Below are 22,686 nucleotides of genomic sequence, written 5' to 3'. Positions count from 1 at the left end.
CTCGCCGCGACACCCGCCTCGACCACGCTCACGAGCAGATCTCGAGACGCGGTCAACAGCTGGGTGGATATCGCTGCTGCCGCCGCCGACTCGCACGTGTGTAGATCACTCAGTGCTTTTGAGAGACGGTCGCCAGTCCGATCGCGTGATCATCAGCTGGCCCTGATCGTGAAACCTGCTGTCGCTTGGTCGCGAATCTCGACATCGTTCAGGGGCCTGCGTGCCGATTTTGTGCGTGAAAGTAGCACCACCGAAGCTCCGTGCCGCGGCGGCCGAGTTCCAGGTAGCCGAGTTCTTCGATTCGCCGACGACCCCATGGTGTTCTCGACAGGTCGACGCAGGATCGGCCGGCTTTTTCCGGCCGGGCATCCGGTTAGATCGCGCCTTGTTCGCGGGCTCGGGCTACCGCTGAGGTTCGGGAGCGGACGCCGAGTTTCGCGTAGATATGCACCAGGTGGGATTTGACGGTGGTTTCGCTGAGGAACAGTTCGCGCGCGATATCGCGATTGGAGCGGCCGTCGGCGACCAGGCGCAGGACTTCGATCTCGCGTGGGCTGAGGGTGGTGTCGGGGCGGCGGACGCGGGTCATCAGGCGGGAGGCGACGGTGGGTGAGAGGACGCTCTCACCGGCCGCGGCCGAGCGGACGGCGGCGAGGAGTTCGGCAGGCGGGGTGTCTTTGAGGATGTATCCGCAGGCACCGGCTTCGATCGCGCCGAGGATATCGGCGTCGGTGTCGTAGTTGGTGACCACGAGGACGTTCGGCGGATCGGGCAGGGCACGGAGTTCGGCCGTCGCGTCCGCACCGGAGCGGCCGGGGCCGAAGCTGAGGTCCATCAAGACGACGTCGACGGCTTCGGTCGCGCAGAAGGCGACCGCGGCCTCCGCGGTCGGTACATCGCCGACGACTCCGATGTCTTCGGCCCCCTCGAGCAGGGCGCGCAAGCCGGCCCGGACGATGGCGTGATCGTCGGCAAGTAGCAGTCGGATCACGGGACCTCCTCGGCGTTATCGGAGTTCACCGCGCCCGCACGCCGCGGCGGCAACGGGAACGACACCGTCACGGCGGTATGGCCGGGCTCGGATTCGACGGTCATCGTGCCACCGTGCTGCTCGACCCGGCGGCGGGTGGCGGCCAGACCGAACGACCCTGGTGGCGGTTGGTCGAGAATGCCAGGGGCGATGCCGGCCCCGTCGTCGACCACGTCGAGCAGGACCTCGGATTCGGCGTAGGTGAGGGTGAGCCGCATGCGGGAGGCGTGCGCGTGCTGGACGACGTTGGACACCGCGCCCTGCGCGATGCGGACGAGCGCGGCTTCGATCGGCATCGGCAGCCGTTCGGGTGTCCCTTCGACCACCACCTGCGCGGCCAGAGCTGGACTCTCGGCTCGACGGCAGACCCGCGCCAAGGCCTCGGCCAACGATGTGCCGACCAGCGCAGCGGGGGTCAATTCGGCGATGAGCCTTCGTGTTTCGGCCAGGTCTTCGGCGGCAGTCGCGCGGGCGAGCTGGATCTGCGGCAGGGCGGGGTGATCCGGTGCGGCCTGTTCTGCCGCGTGCAACAGCAGCTGGATGCTGCTCAGCCCCTGCGCGACGGTGTCGTGGATTTCCTGGGCCAGGCGTTCGCGTTCGGCGAGTTTGCCCGCGGTGCGTTCCTGTTCGGCGAGTGAGGCCCGGGTGCTGAGTAGTTCGGTGATGAGGCGTTCGCGTTCGGCCGATTCCCGAAACAGCGTCCGGTAGCCGGCCGCGATTCCGACGGCGACGGCCGCGCCGAGCACCGGGCCGATCACACCGGCCACCGACCAGCCGCGATGCAGGCCGAATCCGGCGACGGCCACACCGGTGGCAGCGGCGACGGCCAGGTAGTTCACCGGCCGCGGCAGCAGGTGCAGGAACAGGAAGAACAGACCGAAAGCGAGATAGATCGCGTCGGCGGAGAACGCGACGAGCAGCAGCCACAGGACCGTCAGCACACCGAGCCAGCACAGCATCCCGCCGCGCCGATCTCCCACCGCGGCGCCGGCGAAATAGACGGCGAGCAACGCCACACTCAGCCCGATCACCGCGGCCGGATAACTGGCGCCGGGCAGCAACGCCCGGATCACCACCACCGCGACCAGCGCCGTCACCAGCACATGCAACCCCAGTCGCAGGGCGGTGACGACAGGGGTGAGCGGCGACGGATGCACGGTGCCAGCTTATGCCCGGCTACCTGGGCGGCATCCATCGAAAGGTGTAAAGACGGCACCGACCTTCGATCGTCGGCGGTTGGTTCGCGCGCGCGATGGTTCGCGCGCCCGATCCCGGCATCGTGGGGCTCATGTTCGTCGCACTCCGAGATCTTCGCGCCGCCCGTGGCCGCTTCGCGCTCATCACGTCGGTCGTCACATTGGTCGCGCTGCTGGTTAGTTTTCTGAGCGGGCTCACCGCGGGCCTCGCGCACCAGAACATTTCAGCCATCGAGCGAATCGACGCCGACGCGGTCGTCTTCGCCGACACCGGCGCGGCCGCGTCCTTCGACACCTCCGCCCTGACCGGACAACAGATCGCCACCTGGCAGCAGTCGGGTGCAACGGTCGAACCGATCGGAATCAGCCGCGCCCGTGCCACGCCGGCGACCGGCTCGGCCGCCCCCAGCCAGGTGGCGCTGTTCGGGACGGACGGAACCGCGTTCGGCAATCGCACTGCAACCGATCCTGGCGCCGTGATCCTCAGTGCCGGAGCAGCCGCGGCGCTGGGTGCGTCCCCCGGCGACGAGGTCGACCTCGGCGGCCGCGGTTTCACCGTGTCGGCGGTCCGCGGGGACGAGTGGTACAGCCACACGCCCGTGGTCTGGATGACGTTGTCCGATTGGCAGTCGGTGAGTCCGCGTTCGGGCGCGGCAACGGTGCTGGCGGTCTCCGGAGTGCCGGATCGCGACGCCGTGGACGACGCCGCCGCCACCGTCTCGGCCACGCCCGCCGATGCGCTGGAAGCGATCGGTTCCTACCAGGCCGAAAACGGTTCGCTGACCTTGATGACGCTGCTGCTGCTGACCATCTCCGCCCTGGTGATCGGCGCGTTCTTCACCGTGTGGACGATCCAGCGGCTGCCGGATATCGCGACGCTGAAGGCCCTCGGCGCCACCTCGGCCGCGCTGGTACGCGACGCCGTGGCGCAGGCGGCGATGGTGCTGGTGGCCGGCGTCACGGCAGGACTGGGGATCACGGTGGCCTCGGCGAGCCTGATGGGCGATGCGGTGCCGTTCGTCATCGCGCCCGCGACCACCCTGCTGCCCGCGGGCGCGTTGATCCTGCTCGGACTCGGCGGAGCCGCGTTCGCACTGCGTTTCCTGTTCACCACCGACCCGCTCACCGCGCTCGGCGCGGCCCGCTGATGTTTGGAGGAACTGCCATGACCACGGGTTTGTCCGTCGACGACGTCACCCTCACCTACCCCGATGGCGCGGACCGGATCACGGCGCTCGACCGGGTGAGCCTGGACGTGCCCGCCGGGACGATCGCGGCCGTCACCGGCCCGTCGGGGTCTGGGAAGTCGAGCCTGCTCGCCGTCGTCTCCACTCTGATCCGCCCCGATTCCGGGCAGGTTCGCCTCGACACCGCCTCGGGACGGGTGGATCTGGCGGCATTGTCGCGCCGCGACGCTGCCGCGATGCGCCGTTCGTCCATCGGCATCGTGTTCCAGCAGGCCAACCTGGTTCCGGCGCTCACCGCCGTCGAACAGCTCGAGGCAATGGGTCACCTCGGGCAGCGCTGGTACAGCTCCACTGCCCGGCGCCGCCGAACCCACACCAGGGCAATGGAATTGCTCGACTCGGTGGGGCTGGCCGCCCACGCCGGTAAACGGCCCGCGCAGCTGTCCGGCGGGCAGCGTCAACGGGTGAACATCGCCCGCGCGTTGATGAACGAACCCGCGCTGCTGGTGATCGATGAACCGACCAGCGCGCTCGATTCCGAACGCGGTGCGGCCGTCATCGATCTCATCCTGGAGATGGTGCGTACGCACCGGGCCCCCACCGTGCTGGTCACGCACGACCGCACCCACCTGTCCCGAATGGACGCCGTGTACCGCATGGTCGACGGACGGCTCGACACCATGTTCACGAATACCCGGCCAGGCGAAATCGTCCTGGCGTAGTGCTCGCGGGGCACCAGCCGCGACGATCTTCGGATCGCCATGACACAGGCCCATTGGTATCAGGTGGCGACACCAGAGTAGTGATGTGCGCCGGGCCGGTCGACCAGGCCATTCATCGCCGGACACCGCGATGTGTCTCCGGGCGGATCAGTCGCCTGGTCGGCTGTCTCCGGCGCGGGAAGCGAGCTGTTCGATCGACCGTTGAATTCCGTGCGCAAGGACGTCGATATCGCAGGTGGTTCACCCCGCGGTTCAGACCGCAACCAGTCCGCAGCAGCATCTGAGCGTGCCGATATCGACCAACGAGACCAACAAACAAATCCGCTGGTCAGCGCGATAACACCATGGAAGCCAACACTGACCCACCACTGCGAACGTCGAAAGCGACCGCCTCAAAAACCGTTGTCCTCACGGACGTGTGGGTTCGAGTCCCACACTCGGCACCAGGTCAGGCGGTGTTTTTGCCGTCGCTTTCGACGTTGTCATCTCACGCAGTCCGCAATCGGTCCGCAGCAGTCCTGGCCCCCGCGTCCATCCCGACCGCCACAGCGTCGAGATCGTCCGCAAACAGGTGCCCATACAGGTCCAGCGTCAGCGTGGCCGTCTTGTGCCCCAGCATCCGCTGAACCACCTTGATATTCGCCCCGGCACTGATCGCCAACGACGCTGCGGTGTGGCGCAGACCATGCGGAGCGATCTTGCTCAACCCCGCCGCCTTGGCGGCCTGGTCGAACACCCACCGGAACTCCGTCGACTCGAGGTAGCCGCCCTTCCAGCTCGGGAACACCAGCGCGTCGAGCCGACGCCCCTGCATGAGGTTGGCGAGCTCCTTCGCCAACGTCTCCGGGACCGGGACAGCACGGGCCGTGTGGTTCTTAGTGTCGGTCACTACCGTGCCCGCACCACGGACGTAGGTAGCCGACCGCGTCACCCGGATGCGGCGGGCGTCGAGATCGACGTCCATCACCCGAAGCGCCGTCGCCTCACCGAACCGGAGACCGGTGTAGGCCAGCGTCAGCACCAACGGCCGGAACCGACCAGCCGCCATCGCCAGCTTCAACACCTGAAGGTGAGACAGGTACGGCCGCTCCCCCGCCATCATCGACGGCAACTCGACATCCTCGGCCGGATTGGAAGCCAACCGCTTCGACTTCACCGCGAACCGAAGAATCTGCCCCAACACCTGATACGACTGAATGACCCGCGACGCCGACAGACCACGACCCTCGAACCGCGTGCTACCCGACTCCGACAGACTGACGACCCATTCCTGGATGTCCTCGAACTCGATGTCGCGCAGCGGGACCGACTCCCACCTCGGCAGCACAACCGTATCCAGAAGCGATCGATAACCTGCCACGGTCTTCGGTTTCCGGAACTTCTTTGTGGCGAACCACTTCTCGGCAACAACACCGAACAACACCCCACTGCGATCGGGATCAACCCACGCGCCCGTTGTGACTTTTGTCGTCACCTCGGCGTCGAGAAAGGCCTGCGCCGCAATCTTGGTGTCGAACGATCGCGACCGCTCGACACCATTCGGATCGACGTACCGGGCCCGCCAACGTTTTCCCTTTCCGAAACGCTCCGCGGACTTGACCTTCTTCTTGGTTATCTTCCCGGTCACCGGATCCACGTTGACCACCGTCGGATACCAGCGATCCTCGATCCCCGACCGCGGGTTCCGAGTCGCCGCCATCACGCAGCCTCACCACGTCGGCTCGCCTGCTCCTGCTCCTGCTCCGCAATCCAGGCCAGCACCGCAGACCTCCGCCATACCCGGCGGCGGGGCCCCAGCTTGAAACTGATCGGACCGTATCCGATATGTGCCCACCATCGCCAGGTGGCCTCCGGAATTCCCGTCAATTTCTCGCAGTCCTTCGCCCGCAAGTAACCTTCGTTCTCATTCATAAGATGTCTCCTGCTCGATCTCTCGGACTCCGACACCGAAATCAGCGCTGCCCCAGACGGTTACGATCGACTGAGACGTCCAGCTGAATACGGGTCGTCAATCAACGCTCTGTGGGACCGGAGTCGTCAAGCGATCAATCCCACCCATTTCCTGTTGCCCGCTATTCGGGCAATCCCCGCTGCGGCAATCGGGTTCGGCGCACACGGCGGCCTCCGCGAGAGAATGTGATCTGGCTCGTGCGCCGAACGTGGTAATGCGATCCAGCAGTGGACAATCAGCAATCACCTGCCGCGGCAAGCAGCTTCTGCCGTTGATTCAACTGTGCAATCGGGACCGACTCATTTGCGCTTGAAGACGACCGCACACCAGACGCGAGGTCAGTCCATAACGCCGCACGAAGCTATGCGTCGTATGTGGCCGACTGGGACACCCCAGTGGACCAGGTTTAGGTCTCGCAACCGGTTGAGCTATAGCGCGGTGAACGAATGTGCACGGATGAGGGCATGGGGAACGCTCCTGACATCGAGTGAGGCGGGTACATTCCTTCAACTCCGTCGGCGACGGCCGTTTTCAACACCGCATAACAAACGACATACCGGAGGAGCCGGCAACCGCAGTTGTCCTCCACGCCCAACCGGCCGTCGATCCGGATGTCGACGCAGAAGCTGAAGCCGATCACACCGACGACGCCTGTGGACCGCGTCCCGGAGGGGGAGTTTCCCGTGGCTCTAGTTTCTGCGAACCAGCCCTTGGCTTCGACCGCCGCGCGATTGACTTGCATGCGCCATGTGCGTCTAGTGTCCGCCTTCTCCGGTTCCTGACGTGTCGAGTTCCAGAAGGTGTCCACGAGCGAGTTCTTCGATCCAGCCGACAGTGTCAGGCACCGAAGCCGCATCCAGGCTGGCAGTCTCGGTGTAGCCATTCTCGGCGGCGATGGCGCACGCTGGAGCCATCGGCACGCCCGCGCTTCGCCATCGCGCGATGACGGCTTGCTCGACGGCGAGCGCATCGACCCGCCGAAGAAGCCACCAACATTGCTCGCCGTTCAATTCGACGACGCGCCAACCACGTCGGCCATGAACTCGCAGCCGACTGGACGTTCTTCGGGCCACACCGATCTTGAGAGCTCGACGGCGTTCTGACTTGACCAGATACAGCGTCGTTGGTTCGCTGGCGCGGCATTGACGGGCACAATCCGGGCACCGCGTCCGCGTTTCGTCATTCAGGTCATAATCGCTTGGCAAATACCAGCCCATGGCGTGCGCGATGGCGCGCAGGGCGGCGCGAGCAGTGCGGTCTGCAGCGGCTTGGCCCCCGACATGGTTCACACGGAATCGCACTTCTGCCTCGGGAAACTCGCGGCCGCAGATGCCGCAGCCCGCCAGCCATGCCACCAAATATCTAGCCACGGTCTACCTATCGGTCCTTGCAAACTGGCAGGCTGAGCCAAGTTCAGTTCGCCGTCGTGTACCCCAGAGGCTTGCACACAAGTCGTGACACCATCGTGGCGTACCTCCGATGCCGGCCGGGCAGGCGTTCTGCAGTCGGCGGCCTACTGATGTTCGCGCGCCATCCATTCGCGCCGATGTCCCCGCCACACCGCGAGCAGCAGCGGACTGTCCTCAGGCGCTCGCCTCGCGGGACACACGTCGAAGTGGGTAATCCGACACTCGTCGGTCGGGTTCGCTCCTCCGAGATTCACAGCCGTGCCATCACCGGCGACCCGCCAACGCCTTCCTGGCGGGACCTGAAAGGTTGGGTAGGCGCCGCATTCCAGCAGTATCCAACGGCCATTCAACGTCCGGTGCCACAAAGCTTCCATATCACAATACTTACAGAAAGTAGGCGAACCTTCTCTCGGATCAACCACCGGCGCTGTACGGAGTTGGTCGGCGACTAATTCGACGTCGGGGCGCGCTGGTTCACGCTCGGGAAACTGAGCCGCCTTGTCCCAGCATTCATCACACGCCACCGTGCGTAGCGGCACAGGCCTTTCTCGCGCCCCTTCCTGGCACCGCACACCATGCACGCAACGATCTCCACAACGGAAGACAGTACGCTATGTTGACGTTGTTGCGGCGGGAATTCTCCTGTAGTCCTTAGCATTTCATGTAGAGCCACACCTGGAGGTGGGCCGAATGGTCAGACCTCGCAGCGCGAGGGTGCCCATCCCCGGAAACCGCGGTGGGATCGCCTCCGCTCGAACTGACCAACACTTCATGCAATGGGCCGCCAGCCTCGCCATGGTCTCGGGCCGCATTTGCCTCGGAGGCAGGCGATTCGGTGGTCGGCCTGTTCACGATGGGTGGGGTTTTCGGTGGCGCTTTGGGCGGCCATGCAGGTCATGCGGAATTCGCGCAGGTCGCGCAGTAGTTCGTAGCCTGCCCAGACGGTGACGTCGTGGCCGTAGGCGTCGCAGAATGCACGGTAGTCGGTGTTGGTGATGGAGCCGAAGGTGTGGTGTTTGATGGCGGTGTGGACGGTGTCCCATTCGGGTGGGCCGAGGGAGGTGCGTTCGAGGTCGAGGAGGTAGACCTCGCCGTTGTCGGTGGCGACGACGTTGCCGCCCCAGGCGTCGCCGTGGACGACGCACCAAGGCAGCCCGGCCGGCACGTTGCGCCAGCGCTCGCGTAGTTCGGCGAGGTGGTCACGCATCCATGCGCGGTCGTCGTCGGAGATGGTGGTGGCGGTGGCGATGCGGTGGTCGAGGCGGACGAATGGGTCGATGGTGCCGAGGTCGAGTTCGGGTGGTGGGAGGTTGTGGAGTCGGCGTAGTGCGGTCGCGATTTCGGCGGGGCGGCCGTGCCGGTGTGGGGGTAGTTCGCGCCAGAAGGTGACCGCGCGGTCGTCGACGACGACGGGTTGGTCGATGCCCGGCCAGGTTTGCACCGCCGGCACACCGGAAGCTTCGAGCCAGTCGGCGACGGCGGCTTCCCGGCGGGCTGCAGCTTGCTGGCCCGGGCGCGTCACGCGGGCGACGATTCCTACTTCGAGCCGGTAGAGCACGTTTTCGCTGCGGCTCAGCACGATCGCGCCGTCGAGCGTCAGCCCGGCCTTGATGCATGCGACCTGCAGCGTTTCCAGGGCAGCGTCGTGAGTGTCAGTAGTCATGGATTGAGCAGCTCGTCGATACGGGCAGACAGTGGAGCGACCTCAGGCTGGTCGGCACGCTGGGTGGCGGCGCGGCGCAGGGCATGCAGGTCGTCGGTGGCGCGGCGGGACCGTAGATGACCGGCGTCCGTGAGGGCGCGTTGTCCGATGAGGGCGGCCTCGGCGGGGTCACCGACGGTCATCACCAGGGTCGCCAGTTTGGTGCCCGAGATCGCACGGGATCGGACGTACTGGTCGGTATGTCCGTCGACGGCGATGGCCAGCCGAGTGCGTGCCTCTTCGATGAATCGGCCGGCGGTGGCCAGGTCGAACTGTGCGTGTCCGGTGTCGCCGGCGTGTTGTGCGTGGTCGTAATAGGCCATCCAGACGGGGTCGTTGCTAGGGCTGGCGTGGTCGAATTCGTCGTCGGCGCTGCCGACGGCGGCCATGGTGTCCTGCACGCGCCCCATTTTGGCGAACGCGCGGGCGCGGGTGGTGTGCAGCATGGCGCGCTGGGTTGCGGTGAGGCGATCGGCGCGGACGAGGGCCAGTTCCGCGAAGGTGAGTCCGGCGTCGGGGTTCTCGCACCAGATGGATTGGCGTGCCATCGAAGACAGGATTTTGGCGCGTAGTTGCCAGTCGTCGACTTCTTCGGCGCAGGACAGGGCGAGTTTGAACATGGTGCGGGCGTCGGTGTGGGCGTAGGCGTCGAAGGCCATGAACGCAGCGGTGTGGCTGAGGACACCGACGGCGGAGAACAACTCGCCGCGGTGGCGGTCGGCGCAGCGGGCTTCGAGGAGCCGGACGGCGTAGCGGAGCTGGGCGGCGACGGCGTCGCGGACAACGCTGCCGCCGTAGGCGTGGTCCCAGAAATGGAACATGCTCGCCGCCTCGCGCAGCTGCGCGGTCTCGTGCGGCCCGACCATCGACGGCACCGGTGTCGGTTCCAGCGCGCCGATCAGGTCGGTCATCGCGGCGGGGGCGACCGCGATCGACGCTGCGGCGCGCAGGAAGTCTTGGCGGTTCACCTGGTCGAGGGTATCGGTGTCGTGTGGCGGGAGGGAGAACCACAGCAGGTCGGCGGGGATGCGCAGGGTTTGTGCCCAGCGGATGAGTTTGCTCAGCTGTTCGGGGGCTCGACCGGATTCGAGCTTGCTGAGCTGGCCTTGGGTGAGGCCGAGCCAGCCAGCGACTGTCTCCTGGCCGAACGGGCGTCCATGGTGTGGGTGGGTTCGGTAGGCGTAGACGACGCGGCCCATATGCCAGGTGGCCAGGGCCTCCCGCATCCGTTCGGTTTCCCAGAACGCTCGGGGTAGGTCGGGTGGTTCCAGCACGCCGGAGTCACAGGGGCCGCAGACGGTGCCGGTGTTGTACCGGTTGAGTCGTGCGCCGCACCTCGTACAGGCCCGTCCCGGCTGTGGATTCCGTGTCACCCCGCCGCTCCCGAATCAGTCGCGGGACCAATCGCCCCCTCAGACTCCATGATCGAGCGACGCTATCACGCTGCCGCACAACACGTTACGCCTTCGACGCATACCTCGTTATGCGCCGCCGTGATGGTTTCACGGTCTGCCCCGCCGCACGCTTGCCGCAGTCGGTTTCGGCATTTCGACGAGGAGGAGCGAGATGGGTCTGTCGCTGATAGTTGCGTTGTTCGGGCCACCCGCAGCCGGGAAGACGACCCTGACGACCCTGCTCGGAGGGGCACCAGGCCGGCGGGTGTTCCGGCTGCGTGAGCATGTCCCGCGCGAGGTGCTGGCCGCGACCGCGACTGACAGCCGTCACCTCGGCTGGATCGACGACTACACCGTATCGGCCGCACTACGAGCCTTCTTCACCGCGACAGCCGAAGACCCGCACCTCCACACGGTGCTGTTGGACAACTTCCCCGGCGCCGCACGACAAGTCGATCAACTACTCGCCGAACGACAAGCCCTCGTTCCGGAGGCGCGCATCGAGGCGGTCGAGGTGTCGACCGACGCCAAGACGCTGCAGCAGCGGGCCAAGAACAGGAAGGTCTGCCACCGCTGTGAACCCGATCCGATCGGCGACCCACGGCTGCCCGCCATTCCGCGCGCCGACGACGCCTGGGCGTGCGCGAGGTGCGGCGGGTTACTGCATCCGCGGCGCGGGACGCCCCGCGGCTGTTGAAGGCACGCATTCGCCGCTACCAGCACGCCGCCGAGGGCATCCGAGCCGCGTTCGTGGACTCGGGCGTGCCCGTCACCCAGCTCGACACCACCACCAGTATCAACGGCGCGGCGAACTTGCTTGCCCCGCTTCTCATCTCCCGGAGTGTTGCCCAATGACTTCCACCCCTTTGCCGATCCCGACACCGCGGACCGACGGCTACGGCCACGCGCGGATGCCGCGCAACATCGACATGCCCGAACCCGAACGCGTCGACCGCGTCCCCTATGGCCGGTTCCGCAACGTCTACCTCTACATCACCGAAGCCTGCCAACTGCGATGCGAACACTGCTACATGGCGAACGCCTCGACCGCGCGCTCAAACTGCCGCTACCGGCGATCGTGAACACCTTGAGCACCTGGCGCAAGCTCGGCGGCAGCAAAGTCACCCTCCTCGGCGGGGAGCCAACCCTGCACCCCTACTTCTGCGACGCGATCCGCGCGGCCGGCAAGCTCGGCTACGAGCACGTCATCACCACCACCAACGCACAAACCCCTGCAGTCAAGAAGTTCCGGCAACTCGAACCATCGGACTTCGCCTACATCCAGGTCAGCCTCGACGGCGGCAGCGCCGCCACCCATGACGCGGTCCGCGGCACCGGGACCTTCGACACCGCCATGGCCACCACCGCCGAACTCACCGAACGCGGCTTCGACACCCGCATCATCTGCACCGACAACAAAGCCAACGAAGCCGACGTCCTGCACCTGCTCGACATCAGCGACCAACTCGGCGTCAGCCTGCTCAAATTCCACGTCTTCTCCACCATCGGCACCGGCCACGGCAACCCCGACATGGCCATGACACCGCCGGAATGGATCGACTTCTGCGACACCCTCAACACCATCGCCCCGCACTACCAGACACGCGTCTGGTATCAGCCCACCTACGCCCGCCGCGACCAGATGGACCGCTACGCCCGCGAGGGCTACCAAGGCTGCATCGGCCGCACCCTCGACCGCATCTCCATCTTCCCCGACGGCCGCGCCTATGTCTGCTCCTACCTGTTCGACACCGACCTGCACTTCGCCCACATGGTCGACGGCCACGTCCAGCTCAACCACGGCGCCAACGAATTCGACCTGTTCACCAGCGCCCTCACCACCAGCAGCTGCGGCGGCTGCAAAGCCAGCTCCTGCATGGGCGGCTGCCCCGCCGAAGAACTCGTCATGGGCGCCTCGTCATGCTCGGCCTACGACGACATCGTGCCCGTCTGCCGACTGTGGAAATCCAGCGCCAAACCCGAGGAATGAGAAAGATGACCAACCCCACCACGCGCAGCCTCGACACCGTCGCACACAAGCTCTCCGGGATCGACTGGCACGACATCGACCAGGTCGAAAACCACGCCGCCCAGTTCTTCGACGACCTGGCCGCCGAACCCGACCTCGTCCGCAACCGCCTCGACGAACTCCCCGACCGACCCGAGCTGTGGAACCTGTGCGAGCACTACGACATCCTCGACAAGATCGTCCTGCACGACAACCCCGACACCGGCGTCCGCGTACGCTTGCACATCTTCCTGCCCGGCTACTTCGACCGTCCACACAACCACCGCTGGAGCTACGCCAGCCGCATCCTGCGCGGCCACTACCGCCACTACCTGTTCGGCAACACCGACATCGACGAACACATCGACCCCGCGAAACTGCCCGTACTCCAAGCACGCACCGAACCAGTCGGGGCGACCTACGCACTGCACCACTCGATGGTCCACGCTGTCGTCGCCGAACCACACACCGTCTCACTGGTCGTCCGCGGACCCGCACTCAAGGACCGCTTCCTCGTCTCCGACCGCAAGACCGGAGAAGTCTGGTGGCAATACGGCGCCGCCCGAGAAGCCTCCGAAGACGCACTCCGCAAACGCATGACACGCGAACAACTGGCCGAGGTCATCCAAGCCTCCGGAAATGGAAGCTGTTCTGAACGCCCACGAACAGATCCGTCCCAGCAACGAAGCAGTACAGCCGTGCGGCTCGGCATCGGGGCTCGTCTGCATGTCCTGAAGCTGCGCTTCTAGCCGCGCATCTTGGCGGGACACAGCGCGTGGGACTCACCGCGCGCGACGGCCGCGCGGATATGCATCCGACGAATACCAGCGCGTGGACCAGTGACCTACGCTCTGTCCTCGCGGTACCAAACACCACTTGAAGGAGCGCTGTCCCTTGGAAGCCACCACACGTCCTGCCCAAACGACGAAACCTCAGCGGCACAAAGTGACTGGAGACGTTCACCTGCTACTGCGCCGTGGTGACGAGGTGTTGTTTCGGCCAGCGGCAGAACACCGGCTACGAGGACGGCGCATGGCACCTGCCCTCGGGCCACCTCGAGGCCGACGAATCCGTGATCGACGCCCTCATTCGGGAAGCCGACGAAGAGATCGGTGTCCGGATCCGCCCGGCCGACATCGAGTTCACTCACGTCATGCACAACTCATCCACCGGCGGACGCATCGCCTTCTTCTTCACCGTCGACACCTGGGCAGGCGAACCCACCAACCGGGAACTCGATAAATGCGCCGAACTGCGCTGGTTCCCTATCAACGCGCGCCCCGATCACATGATCAACTACTGCCAGACAGCGTTAGACCACATCGCAGAGGACAGAGCCTTTTCCATATACGGCTGGTAATCAGATCTGGCACCGCAGCCATTCTTCGAGCACGACCTCTTCGCGCCCGCACAGCCATGGACAGGCCATCTGACGATGCTTACGGCTTCGCACGGCGGATGAGCTCACAATGGCTGAGGTCATCCGCGGGCACGACATAGCGCATCAGACTGATCTCCGCCACCGGTGTGCTCGCAGTCGCCCAGGAGCGGCCCGATCCTGCCCGGCTCCGTCTGGCCCGTCAGCGCCTCGCATATCCGCAGTATCGTAACCACGGTCCCGCGCCCAGCTGAGCGAGATCATCGATGCCGAGCTACACACGGAAGTCAAACCCCCACACTGCGACAGATGGTAACTGGAGGGCTTGATCCGGTCGCCATCCCTGCTGGGCGGTTCTGCCACAGACCGGCATGCTCCTAAGACCGGACCTCCACACTGTGCGGGAGAGGCAACCGCGATGTCCTAGGGGCAGACTTGAGGCGATACGAGATGCCGTAACCACTTCCTCAGAACAGAGCATTCTGAGACGCTCAAGGCTGCTGCAAGGCGATCCGTCGAGTGCACGCAGTGTTGCCCCACAAGAGCTCTGGGGCCATGCACTACTGCGCGGCTTTCCCATCCCGCCATCCTGCTTCGCGTTCGCCCAACATGCCGCCTACTGCTCGGCAGCGCTGGCGGTCATCCCACCACGCATCGTTAGCTGAGGATCAGCTCGTAGCCGATTGCACCGACCAGGAACAGCTCGCCTGATTTCGCTGCGGCGCCGCCGTTTACGAGTACGATCCGAAGAACCTAGGTCTCAGATGACAGGCGGGGAGGACGTACGTGCCGGCAACCATCGGGCTGATTACGGTACACGGGATACTGTCGAGCAGCCGCACGTGGCAACCCATGATCGAGCTCTTGCGCGCGGATCCGGAGATATTTGGGCGCGTGAGCGTACTGCCCTTCGAGTATCCGACCCGTCTTGTCAACATGAGCGTTCAGCGGAAGATACCCGACTTCGACGAATTGGCTCGATATCTCGACACAGCGTTGCGTGAGGAGTTCGACCCGGATCAGCCGGTTATGGTGCTCGCCCACAGTCAAGGTGGTCTGATCGTCCAGCGATATCTGGCACAGCAACTGGACCAAGGACGGGCCGAACGACTCCAGCGCATACGACGTATCATGATGTTCGCCACGCCGAACTCAGGTTCCGAGTTCATGCTTTCTGCCCGGAAATGGCTGTTGCGGAACCCGCAGGAAAGAGACCTCCGCCCGCTGTCTTCGAAGATTCTCGAGACTCAGCAGAAGGTTCTCCAGCAGATCGTCTATTGCCAGGAGCCGACCAGCAATTCGGTCCCGATCGAAATCGAGACATTCGCCGGACTGGAGGACAGGATCGTCCTCCCACAGTCTGCCGCGAGTGTCTTCCGGTTCAGCGGTACGCTTCCGGGTGACCACTCGTCGATTATCAAACCGACTGCATCTACCGACCTCGTATACAGAATCGTGAAGTCCCGGATTCAATCGGAATTGGATCACCACGATGGGGCCGGCGCATCCAAATCAGGAGCACGCGACGAGCTTCCGCTCCTGGAGTCCTCACACGACAGCGTGACCGAACCCGCTACAGGATGTTCCGCAGAGTCGGCGCGTCGTATCGCGTCCGCCCTTGCTGAGGTACCGACATTACGAAACCCTGTGGCGCGGGTACAACTGGGTATGGAACTCCCCCCTACATCCAAGAGCGAGCACCGGTTGGATCCGGAAACGCGCGGCTGGACCTGGTGACACTTGTCCGGGTCTGCGCCGAATTCGGCCAAACCGGGCGGGAAGCGTTGGTGGTGTCTCTCGAATTCGGCTTCCCCGACGATCCCATGCTCCGGCAAGCCCTCAAGGTCATACGAGCCGAATGGCCACAGCCCCACGACGAGGACACGATGACACGGACGGAACCGTGACAGATTTCCATCCATCAGGAAACCCCATTAACGAACGCCGATCCGAAGCACGAGCGGCCGCCCCTCAAACCAACGTCGTAGCAAGGCGACGTCTCGTCGATGCTCTGTCCAGCATCGGCGACCTCAGGAGCCCTATCGCGCGTCAGCAGTTCGCCGGGCTGCTGCCCGGATACATTCGGGACAGAACCCCGATTTCAGGCAAACCTGGACTTGACGTTGCCACACTCGTCGATGTCTGCATCGAGTTCGGTGAGGACGGACGTTCCGCGCTGCGTTACGCACTACAGAGCACCCTGCCGATACAAGACCCAGCTGTAGCCGCCGCAATCGAACTGATCGATCACCACTGGCCCGAGGGCACTTTGGCACCGCCACCACGGAACCCGCCGCAGCGCCACGCAAGCAGAACGAACATTGCAATCCTGATCGGCATGCCGGCCCTGGCGCTTGCCATCATAGTTACCTACGCCTTACTGCGACCAGACAGAAGCCCCAACACAACTGGGGCCGGGAACCCGACCACACAGGAATCAGGTCCCGGCTTGACCGTCTCCATTGCCTACGACGACAACAACGCCGACAGCGGAGATCCTGGCTGCGGGAACATGTGGACCTTTCGAAAGCCGCCGGACGAGATACCTGTACCAGACCCCAGTGAGATGGATTACACGTGGGCCCACGCCGCAGGGGGGATAGATCTAAACGAGACTTACATGAAATTGTCGATACAAGGGAGAAGTTCGGACGCGGTAAATATCCAGAGTATGAGAGTGATCGAGGTCAGCCGAACCCCGATGGACGCCGAAACAGCTGTGCTCGACGAGCCCTGCGGCGGCAGTACCAATGTCCGCAATTTTACGATCATCCTCAATGATTCTCCGCCACGCATCAGTTACAACAATGGCATGAGCTTTGCCTTCACCGTGAGCAATACTGAGATCGAACAATTCGACATCAAGGCCACTTTCGACCCGCGAGCGGCATGCGATTGTATCGTGAATTGGAAACTGGCCGTCGAGTGGTCTTCCATGGGACAGCACCACAGCACAACCATCGACAACGACGGCGCACCATTTCAAACGGCCACCACAGCAAACAGCCTTCCAACCTATACCGTAAACAACGGGAAGTGGGTGAAATGGTAAGTGGATGAAAGGAATCCTCAGCCATTCCTCACCCGACGTCGCGCGATCCTCGGAGGCACTGCACTGACCCTGGCAGTGACCGGTGCCGGAGCCCTCGGCATCGACCTCACCGACCCCGGAGTCGGCGCGGCCGAAGAGGCCGCGCCAGCCTCTCCGTCAGCTACCCCCGCCGGACAAACAGGGTCCTGGCTCAGCATGTCGCCTCGCGACGACAAACCGCTGCGGGCAATTCTCTTCGCCTACGGCAACGGATTCAGGCGCGCACACCTCGCGTTCTCCAACGACGGGTCGACCCTCACGATGGCACGATTACCGACCCACGGCACCGCCATCGATGTGCAAGTGTGGAACCTGGAACAGGAATCCCGAATAAAGGCGGGTACGCTGGAGCTGGGCAGATTCGGCGCCTTCGCCGTCGGCGCCGAAGGAGTCGCCTACCGCGACGAGCGCTGCATAGGAGTCTGGCAGAGAACGAAGCCGATCTCCACATCACCCTCGGTACGGTGCGGACAGAAGAACGGCTCCACCACCGTAGCCCTGAGCGACGACGGAACCCGACTCGCTGCATCAGTGACATACGCCCCCGGCGGAACCGGCGGGCCCAATAGAAATTACCTCGACGTATGGCGAGTCGACCCCCCTGAATTACTCCACTCGACACACCTCCCCTATCAGCCTCATACCCTCAAGTTCTCCGACGCCAACCGGATTCTCGCCCATGCCGGCCGCTCCGGCGAGTACGGAGAAGCCGGAACTCACCCGTTAGTAGGTTTCATCGACATCACACAGAAATCGGCACGGCCCGAGTTGACCGATATCGCTGCAGACAACCCTAATAGACACGCACGGAACGTGGACGATTTCGACATCTCGGCGGATGGCTCGATGATCGCGATCAGCCTCAGCGATCCACTCAGCAATCCTATGGGAAACCCGCTATTCGACGAAGTGCAAGTATGGGATGTCAACGCTCGGAGCCTGATATCAATCCTGCGAGGTAAGGGCGGAGCGGTCGAGTTCACCCGACAGGGCGATCTGCTCGCTACCGGCACCTTCGATGGGTATGGGCTTGACATCTGGGACGTCCAACGCCGCACAGCTCGTAGGTCGTTAAACCTCACGACCGCGCCAGAGGCCGCCCGCGGGTTGAACGGCTCCGTTGCCTTCAGCCCAGATGGGCGCCACCTCGCAGTTCCTGTCGGACGTACGGTGCAACTGTGGGACGTCTCGCTGATGTAGAGCAGAGGCCGACTACGTACAGGCGGGCCGTCGACGATCGACCCGAATTCGACCGCTGTAGAGCAGAGTCTGCGACCGACTGCGGAACGATTGCCAGCCATGATTCGTTGTCGTCAGTATGGCCGGAGGAGAGCAGCCGATGATCAACACGCTGCGTTTCGTGATTGTCGCGCCGGACGGGCGGCGATCCGCAGAGTGGCGAGCGTGGACCGGCAGCGGCAACAGGGTCACCAACGAACTTTACCTAGCTCCACGACGGAGGGCCGGGGAGTTCAAATTCAGCCTGCACAGCAACAACTACGCGCAATTCGGTTACGTAGACCGGGCACGCGATGCACTACGGCCAGGCGATCGGCACGCAATCGACCGCTGGGAACTGCAGCCGTCGCCGATCCTGGAAGGCTGGCGAGCCGCCCTGTGCCTCTGGTTCCCCGAATCCGAGCTACGAGAAGTCAGCGGCACCTCCTTATCGGCTTCGGCCATCAAGGTCCCCAGCGCGCCGCCGGGGCAAGCCACCGCAGTGATGGCCATGATCGGCACTGACGCTGCATCCACCGACGGACTCGAGCTGGTAGGCGTGCTCGACCAAGAATCGGGAGGCAAAGTCGCGCTCGTGCACCTACCGATCCACGTCGACCCCCTGCTGGTCCCCGCACTGCACGCACGCGAAGCGGGCCGAATTCCGCTGCAAATCCCAGGCTTCGCGCGGACCGAACCATTCACCTGGGAACTCGTTCCTGGCGCAGACGGCAGCCGACTGGTGGTCGAGTTCGCTCCACCGGAACGCACCGAGACCCTGCCACCCCTGCCACCGTTCCGCGGCACGGTGCTGCCGTGGACCGAAGTCCCCGCCGCGTTCTGGGAGGTCATCCCGGCTCAGTTCCGGGACTTCAACTTGGCCTGCGGCATCCTCATCTATGGCCCGAACAACGGCAGTCGGCTCTATGTGGATCAGCACGCCCGCTGCGACCACAGCACGCTCGGCATCGAATGCCAACGACTATGCGACGACGTGGACATCGGCCAGATCGACCAGATCTGGAAGCCGCTGCCCACCGGCGAACTTCACCGGATCATCTCGTCACGTCGATACCTCGAGGAGGCAGGCATCGATCCGGACAACCCCTGGCTTCCGCCGACCCCGGTCTAACACGTCGCCGACCATTCACTTCGTGGCTGACGAGAACTCGCAGCCGGCTACCGGCATGCGGGGCGGATAAGTGCGAGTATTCGCCAGTGGCCCCCAGACCGCGGCATACGCCATCGATGGCGAAGCGAGAGGTGAGACCGGGATCTTTCGGCTGCAGAACTAAGGGGCACGGTGTCGATCAACACCGGTGAGGTGTCCGCGCACGAGGTCACTCGCGTGGTCTCCCATGACGGCCGCCCGACCGCGTTTGGCGAAGCGATCGCACACTATGGGCGGATCTTCAAAACCTTGCACATCCTGCGGCTGGCCGACGACGAAACGTGCCGGCGGGCGGGCAAACGCCAGTCCAACCTCACCGAAGGCCGTCCGACCTGGCTCGGACGGTGTATCACGGCCGCAAGAGTGAGATGCGCCAGGCATACTACGAGGGCATGGAGAGAAGATTCACGCGCTCAGCCTAGTCCTGAACTGCGACAACGAAATTCAGCGGCACGCCCGGGTATTCGGTCAGGTCAATCCGCCGTCGGCGCGGATGTTCTGGCCAGTGACCCAGCGGCTGTCAGGGTGAACGAGGAGCGCCACGAGGTCGGCGATATCGGTGGGTTGGCCGATGCGACCGAGTGCGGTCATCGCAGCGGCCCCCTCCACGGTGCCTGGTTGCGCGCTGGCACGCACCCGCAGCCGTCCAGCGCCCATGAGGTCAGCGCGGCATCGACGCCGATGATCGAATATTCGGGGCCAGACCGACCCTGCTCGCCAGGGTCGACACGATCGCCATGCCCGATCGCGGCACCACGCACGGCTGCCGAGTCGGCGTTCCCCCGCATCACCCACTACGGGTGATGCGGGGAACGCCGACTCGGCGTGGGTGCACGCGCGGCCAAGGAGTTGTCGCTGCTACTCCATGGCCTTGACCAGGATCGTCACGCTCGGATCCACGTCGGGAGCCCACTTCAGGGTCGGCAGGTCGGCGCCGCGCAACCCTGCGAGTTCGAGGGCTGATCGTCCGGACAGGTGAGCGGAGTTGATCGACTGACCGTCGGTGATCGAGGCATAGAACTGGGCAGCATAGTTGATCGCGTCGCCGTCGTCGATCTCGTCGGCCATGCCGATCGCGAACGGCACGACTTCGACAAGACCATCGATCTGAGCTGCGGAGTTGCACGAGTTCAACAGCACCAGCAGCGGCGGAGTGTCGGTCGCCTGGATCGCGCGGGCGAACGCGCCAGCGGCGACATCCATACCCGAGTTGAGTTCGTCGGTGTCCTGCTCGAACACCAGGAAATCGTCACCACTATGACCGGAGAAATGGATCACGTGAGGGCGGAACCCGCTGAGCCCGTTGAGCAGGTCCGCGGGGGTCGCCGCGGGGCGGACATCGAAGTCGATCTGGTCGCGATGAAGAGCTGCATCCACGGCCATGCGGATCCGCTTCTGCTCGCGGCCCACCCGGAGATCACCCTCGCCGGAAGCCCCGAGGATCAGCACTCGCAGCTTCTCTGGTTTGGGCGCCGGCAGCTTGCGAAGCACGTGCTCGACCGCGGATTCGGTCGACGCGACCCGGGATTCGAGTTCAGCCCGCTGGCCCGCCGCGAGGCGCTGAGTCCGCTGCTCCTCTCGTTTGCGCTTGAGCTCGGCGGCATCGGCTTCGGACTTTTCGGCCTTGGCCAATTTGGTCTGGAGGTCGACCTCGCTCTTGGCATAGGTGCTAGCCCGCAGCTGCCACTGACCGGCTTCCTTCCCGGCGGTTTCGGCTTCCTTGTCCTTGCGCTCGGCCTCGCGGAGTTTGCTTTTCACGGTCGAGTCGGTCTTGGATTTCGAGGCCGCCAATCGCGCTGCCGCAGCTTCGGCGCGCTTCTTCGACTCCTTGGTCCGAAACTCACCGGCCTTCTTCTCGGCGTCAATGCGCTGCTTGCGCTTGTTGTTCAGCTGGCTTCGATACTGGTTCGCGCTCAATGAATGGCTCCTCGCCCCAAGACGTTCTGCCCGGCAACCTCCGAGCGGTACCAGGATACTGCGACGCTCCGACATGTCCTGGCCCTCGCCACGACGCCACATTCCTGGAACCACCGGACCAACGCGCAACGAACGAACCTTCACCTCGCTAATAACCCGCAACATCCACGTCGATTACAAGTTCGCGTTGACGGCTCGCACGTCAGGGCATTCGGATACTCAGCCCAGGTCGGAAAACTGGACGAGGACTTCTGGGCGATGGAGGTCCTGCGGGCCACACGATCGACCGACCGCCGCGATCAACCAAAATGCCGAACCCACCCATCCCCTGCCGCCCGTCCAGGACCCAGGGCTACGGCGGGTCACGCTGCCACCTCGCCGCCCCACACTGCCGTGCCCCGCTTGTCGGTGGGACCGCCATGCACGTCTGGTTGTGACTCTCTGGACTCCGCGGTGTTCGGATGGTGGATGGCCGCTGGAGAACGATCACGTCTTCGTGCGTGATGAGGTGCAGGGGTAGTCCGGCGGTGCGTTGTTTGGTGATGAAGTCGCGTTGGAAGAACCGGAATCTCCCGGCCCAGCGCCATTTTCGGCTATTCCCAGGGCGGCGGTGCCGCGGCTGCGGCCGCCGAACTCCAGGGCGAATACGCACCCGAAGTGGACCTGCGCGGGACATACGCCGGTGCCCCGCCCGCCGATCTGCGCAAAGTCATGCTCACTGCCCCCGCCATCAACGGGTTCGTCCCCGGCGTGATCGGCGGCTTCGCGACCGGGCTGCTGGGTTACGTGCTCAACGGCATCGTCGCAAACCACCCCGAAACCGCGCCGATCATCGACGCCGCCACCAACCCCGCCGGCAAGCAGATGATGGCCGAGCTGGCCAATACCTGCATCGGCGAAGCAGTCCTGCGCACCATGCTGCGACCGGCGACCTGGTACACCGCCGGTGGCCGCACCCCCGCCCAGATCATCGACAGCTCACCGGAATTGTCGGCCATCATCGACGAGCAGCGCATCGGCCGCCGCAAGCCCGTCGCGCCGGTCCTGATCGCCGCAGGCACCAACGACGACGTCCTGACCTACCCGCAGGTTCATCAGCTCGCCGTCGACTGGTGCGCACAAGGTGCGACCGTGCAACTGGACAAAACAGCCTGGCTGCCACCGCTGTTCCCCAGTACCGCGATCGGCCACTTGCTGGCATACTTGCCCGCCACGTTCGCCGCCCACGACTGGCTCACCCAGCGCCTCGCCGGTACACCGGCGCCGAGCAACTGCGCCGCGCTGCCCTGAGCCGGCCACCGGCGAGACGTCG

At 64.6% G+C, this 22,686-nt stretch carries 22 protein-coding genes and 1 pseudogene; 13 read left to right on the top strand and 10 right to left on the bottom strand.

Going from position 1 to position 22,686, the window contains the following annotated elements; genetic code table 11:
- Positions 1-373 precede the first annotated feature (373 nt).
- Together NOCYR_RS10315 and NOCYR_RS10310 are read right to left on the bottom strand one after the other, a co-directional pair.
- Positions 374-991 (bottom strand): response regulator, encoded by a 618-nt coding sequence (locus NOCYR_RS10315; RefSeq protein ID WP_014350310.1) that lies wholly within the window; start codon positions 989-991, stop codon positions 374-376.
- Complete coding sequence (locus NOCYR_RS10310) at positions 988-2,187, bottom strand: sensor histidine kinase (protein WP_014350309.1); 1,200 nt, start codon at positions 2,185-2,187, stop codon at positions 988-990. The genes NOCYR_RS10315 and NOCYR_RS10310 overlap by 4 nt, the downstream gene beginning before the upstream one ends.
- A gap of 131 nt (positions 2,188-2,318) precedes the next feature.
- Here NOCYR_RS10310 and NOCYR_RS10305 point away from each other — a divergent pair, with 131 nt between their 5' ends.
- Positions 2,319-3,374: an FtsX-like permease family protein gene (locus NOCYR_RS10305; protein ID WP_048834066.1), complete on the top strand. Its 1,056-nt coding sequence runs from the start codon at positions 2,319-2,321 to the stop codon at positions 3,372-3,374.
- 17 nt (positions 3,375-3,391) lie between these two features.
- The gene (locus tag NOCYR_RS10300; RefSeq protein ID WP_014350307.1) at positions 3,392-4,135 is read left to right on the top strand and encodes an ABC transporter ATP-binding protein; all 744 of its coding nucleotides are present in this window, start codon (positions 3,392-3,394) and stop codon (positions 4,133-4,135) included.
- Positions 4,136-4,622: 487 nt separating this feature from the next.
- Here NOCYR_RS10300 and NOCYR_RS10295 read toward each other — a convergent pair whose 3' ends face one another.
- From NOCYR_RS10295 to NOCYR_RS10280, 6 genes are all read right to left on the bottom strand, one after another.
- Complete coding sequence (locus NOCYR_RS10295; protein WP_330981623.1) at positions 4,623-5,780, bottom strand: tyrosine-type recombinase/integrase; 1,158 nt, start codon at positions 5,778-5,780, stop codon at positions 4,623-4,625.
- A gap of 53 nt (positions 5,781-5,833) precedes the next feature.
- Positions 5,834-6,046, bottom strand: a complete 213-nt coding sequence (locus NOCYR_RS10290) for a helix-turn-helix transcriptional regulator (protein ID WP_048833238.1) — start codon at positions 6,044-6,046, stop codon at positions 5,834-5,836.
- A gap of 795 nt (positions 6,047-6,841) precedes the next feature.
- Entirely contained in the window at positions 6,842-7,441 is a 600-nt protein-coding gene (locus tag NOCYR_RS29195; protein WP_148280591.1) for a hypothetical protein, read from the bottom strand.
- A 158-nt stretch (positions 7,442-7,599) separates the two neighbouring features.
- On the bottom strand, positions 7,600-7,917 hold the full coding sequence (locus NOCYR_RS30995; protein WP_419538298.1) for a DUF6083 domain-containing protein: 318 nt from the start codon (positions 7,915-7,917) through the stop codon (positions 7,600-7,602).
- Positions 7,918-8,264: 347 nt separating this feature from the next.
- On the bottom strand, positions 8,265-9,158 hold the full coding sequence (locus tag NOCYR_RS10285) for a phosphotransferase family protein (protein ID WP_014350304.1): 894 nt from the start codon (positions 9,156-9,158) through the stop codon (positions 8,265-8,267).
- Positions 9,155-10,471, bottom strand: a complete 1,317-nt coding sequence (locus NOCYR_RS10280; RefSeq protein WP_148280590.1) for a helix-turn-helix domain-containing protein — start codon at positions 10,469-10,471, stop codon at positions 9,155-9,157. The genes NOCYR_RS10285 and NOCYR_RS10280 overlap by 4 nt, the downstream gene beginning before the upstream one ends.
- Positions 10,472-10,763: 292 nt before the next feature.
- Between NOCYR_RS10280 and NOCYR_RS10275 the strand changes: the two genes are divergently transcribed.
- The 10 genes and pseudogenes from NOCYR_RS10275 to NOCYR_RS30360 form a co-directional block, all read left to right on the top strand.
- Positions 10,764-11,288, top strand: a complete 525-nt coding sequence (locus NOCYR_RS10275; protein WP_014350302.1) for a hypothetical protein — start codon at positions 10,764-10,766, stop codon at positions 11,286-11,288.
- A 154-nt stretch (positions 11,289-11,442) separates the two neighbouring features.
- The gene (locus tag NOCYR_RS30365) at positions 11,443-11,673 is read left to right on the top strand and encodes a hypothetical protein (protein WP_231856060.1); all 231 of its coding nucleotides are present in this window, start codon (positions 11,443-11,445) and stop codon (positions 11,671-11,673) included.
- Positions 11,674-11,678: 5 nt separating this feature from the next.
- Positions 11,679-12,581, top strand: coding sequence for a radical SAM protein (locus NOCYR_RS10270; protein ID WP_231856059.1), 903 nt, complete (start codon positions 11,679-11,681; stop codon positions 12,579-12,581).
- Positions 12,582-12,586: 5 nt separating this feature from the next.
- Positions 12,587-13,348 (top strand): hypothetical protein, encoded by a 762-nt coding sequence (locus tag NOCYR_RS10265; RefSeq protein ID WP_014350301.1) that lies wholly within the window; start codon positions 12,587-12,589, stop codon positions 13,346-13,348.
- A gap of 230 nt (positions 13,349-13,578) precedes the next feature.
- The gene (locus NOCYR_RS10260; RefSeq protein WP_231856058.1) at positions 13,579-13,959 is read left to right on the top strand and encodes an NUDIX hydrolase; all 381 of its coding nucleotides are present in this window, start codon (positions 13,579-13,581) and stop codon (positions 13,957-13,959) included.
- Positions 13,960-14,763: 804 nt separating this feature from the next.
- Positions 14,764-15,714, top strand: a complete 951-nt coding sequence (locus tag NOCYR_RS29190) for an alpha/beta fold hydrolase (protein ID WP_148280589.1) — start codon at positions 14,764-14,766, stop codon at positions 15,712-15,714.
- A 166-nt stretch (positions 15,715-15,880) separates the two neighbouring features.
- Positions 15,881-17,029, top strand: a complete 1,149-nt coding sequence (locus NOCYR_RS10255; RefSeq protein ID WP_148280588.1) for an effector-associated domain 2-containing protein — start codon at positions 15,881-15,883, stop codon at positions 17,027-17,029.
- On the top strand, positions 17,030-18,268 hold the full coding sequence (locus NOCYR_RS10250; protein ID WP_014350297.1) for a WD40 repeat domain-containing protein: 1,239 nt from the start codon (positions 17,030-17,032) through the stop codon (positions 18,266-18,268).
- A 139-nt stretch (positions 18,269-18,407) separates the two neighbouring features.
- On the top strand, positions 18,408-19,418 hold the full coding sequence (locus NOCYR_RS10245; RefSeq protein WP_014350296.1) for a hypothetical protein: 1,011 nt from the start codon (positions 18,408-18,410) through the stop codon (positions 19,416-19,418).
- A gap of 171 nt (positions 19,419-19,589) precedes the next feature.
- Positions 19,590-19,727 (top strand): annotated as a pseudogene (locus NOCYR_RS30360) (Tn3 family transposase); the annotation flags it as partial.
- A gap of 198 nt (positions 19,728-19,925) precedes the next feature.
- On the opposite strand, the gene NOCYR_RS30750 reads toward NOCYR_RS30360, so the two are convergent.
- Positions 19,926-20,114: an SDR family oxidoreductase gene (locus NOCYR_RS30750; protein WP_048833237.1), complete on the bottom strand. Its 189-nt coding sequence runs from the start codon at positions 20,112-20,114 to the stop codon at positions 19,926-19,928.
- A gap of 201 nt (positions 20,115-20,315) precedes the next feature.
- Positions 20,316-21,374, bottom strand: a complete 1,059-nt coding sequence (locus tag NOCYR_RS10235; RefSeq protein ID WP_014350295.1) for a hypothetical protein — start codon at positions 21,372-21,374, stop codon at positions 20,316-20,318.
- 567 nt (positions 21,375-21,941) lie between these two features.
- Between NOCYR_RS10235 and NOCYR_RS10230 the strand changes: the two genes are divergently transcribed.
- Positions 21,942-22,664, top strand: a complete 723-nt coding sequence (locus NOCYR_RS10230; protein WP_081505363.1) for a lipase family protein — start codon at positions 21,942-21,944, stop codon at positions 22,662-22,664.
- Positions 22,665-22,686 lie beyond the last annotated feature (22 nt).

The organism is Nocardia cyriacigeorgica GUH-2 (assembly GCF_000284035.1).
In the GTDB taxonomy this organism is placed as follows: Bacteria; Actinomycetota; Actinomycetes; order Mycobacteriales; family Mycobacteriaceae; genus Nocardia; species Nocardia cyriacigeorgica_B.
The sequence above is the reverse complement of the archived record's forward strand: the minus strand, read 5'-3'. Positions and strand labels throughout refer to the sequence as shown.

Coding starts and splice junctions, on each gene's coding strand:
- NOCYR_RS10305 (WP_048834066.1), top strand. CDS start 2,319: ATGTTCGTCGCACTCCGAGATCTTCGCGCCGCCCGTGGCCGCTTCGCG.
- NOCYR_RS10300 (WP_014350307.1), top strand. CDS start 3,392: ATGACCACGGGTTTGTCCGTCGACGACGTCACCCTCACCTACCCCGAT.
- NOCYR_RS10290 (WP_048833238.1), bottom strand. CDS start 6,046: ATGAATGAGAACGAAGGTTACTTGCGGGCGAAGGACTGCGAGAAATTG.
- NOCYR_RS10285 (WP_014350304.1), bottom strand. CDS start 9,158: ATGACTACTGACACTCACGACGCTGCCCTGGAAACGCTGCAGGTCGCA.
- NOCYR_RS10275 (WP_014350302.1), top strand. CDS start 10,764: ATGGGTCTGTCGCTGATAGTTGCGTTGTTCGGGCCACCCGCAGCCGGG.
- NOCYR_RS30365 (WP_231856060.1), top strand. CDS start 11,443: ATGACTTCCACCCCTTTGCCGATCCCGACACCGCGGACCGACGGCTAC.
- NOCYR_RS10265 (WP_014350301.1), top strand. CDS start 12,587: ATGACCAACCCCACCACGCGCAGCCTCGACACCGTCGCACACAAGCTC.
- NOCYR_RS10245 (WP_014350296.1), top strand. CDS start 18,408: ATGATCAACACGCTGCGTTTCGTGATTGTCGCGCCGGACGGGCGGCGA.
- NOCYR_RS30750 (WP_048833237.1), bottom strand. CDS start 20,114: ATGGGCGCTGGACGGCTGCGGGTGCGTGCCAGCGCGCAACCAGGCACC.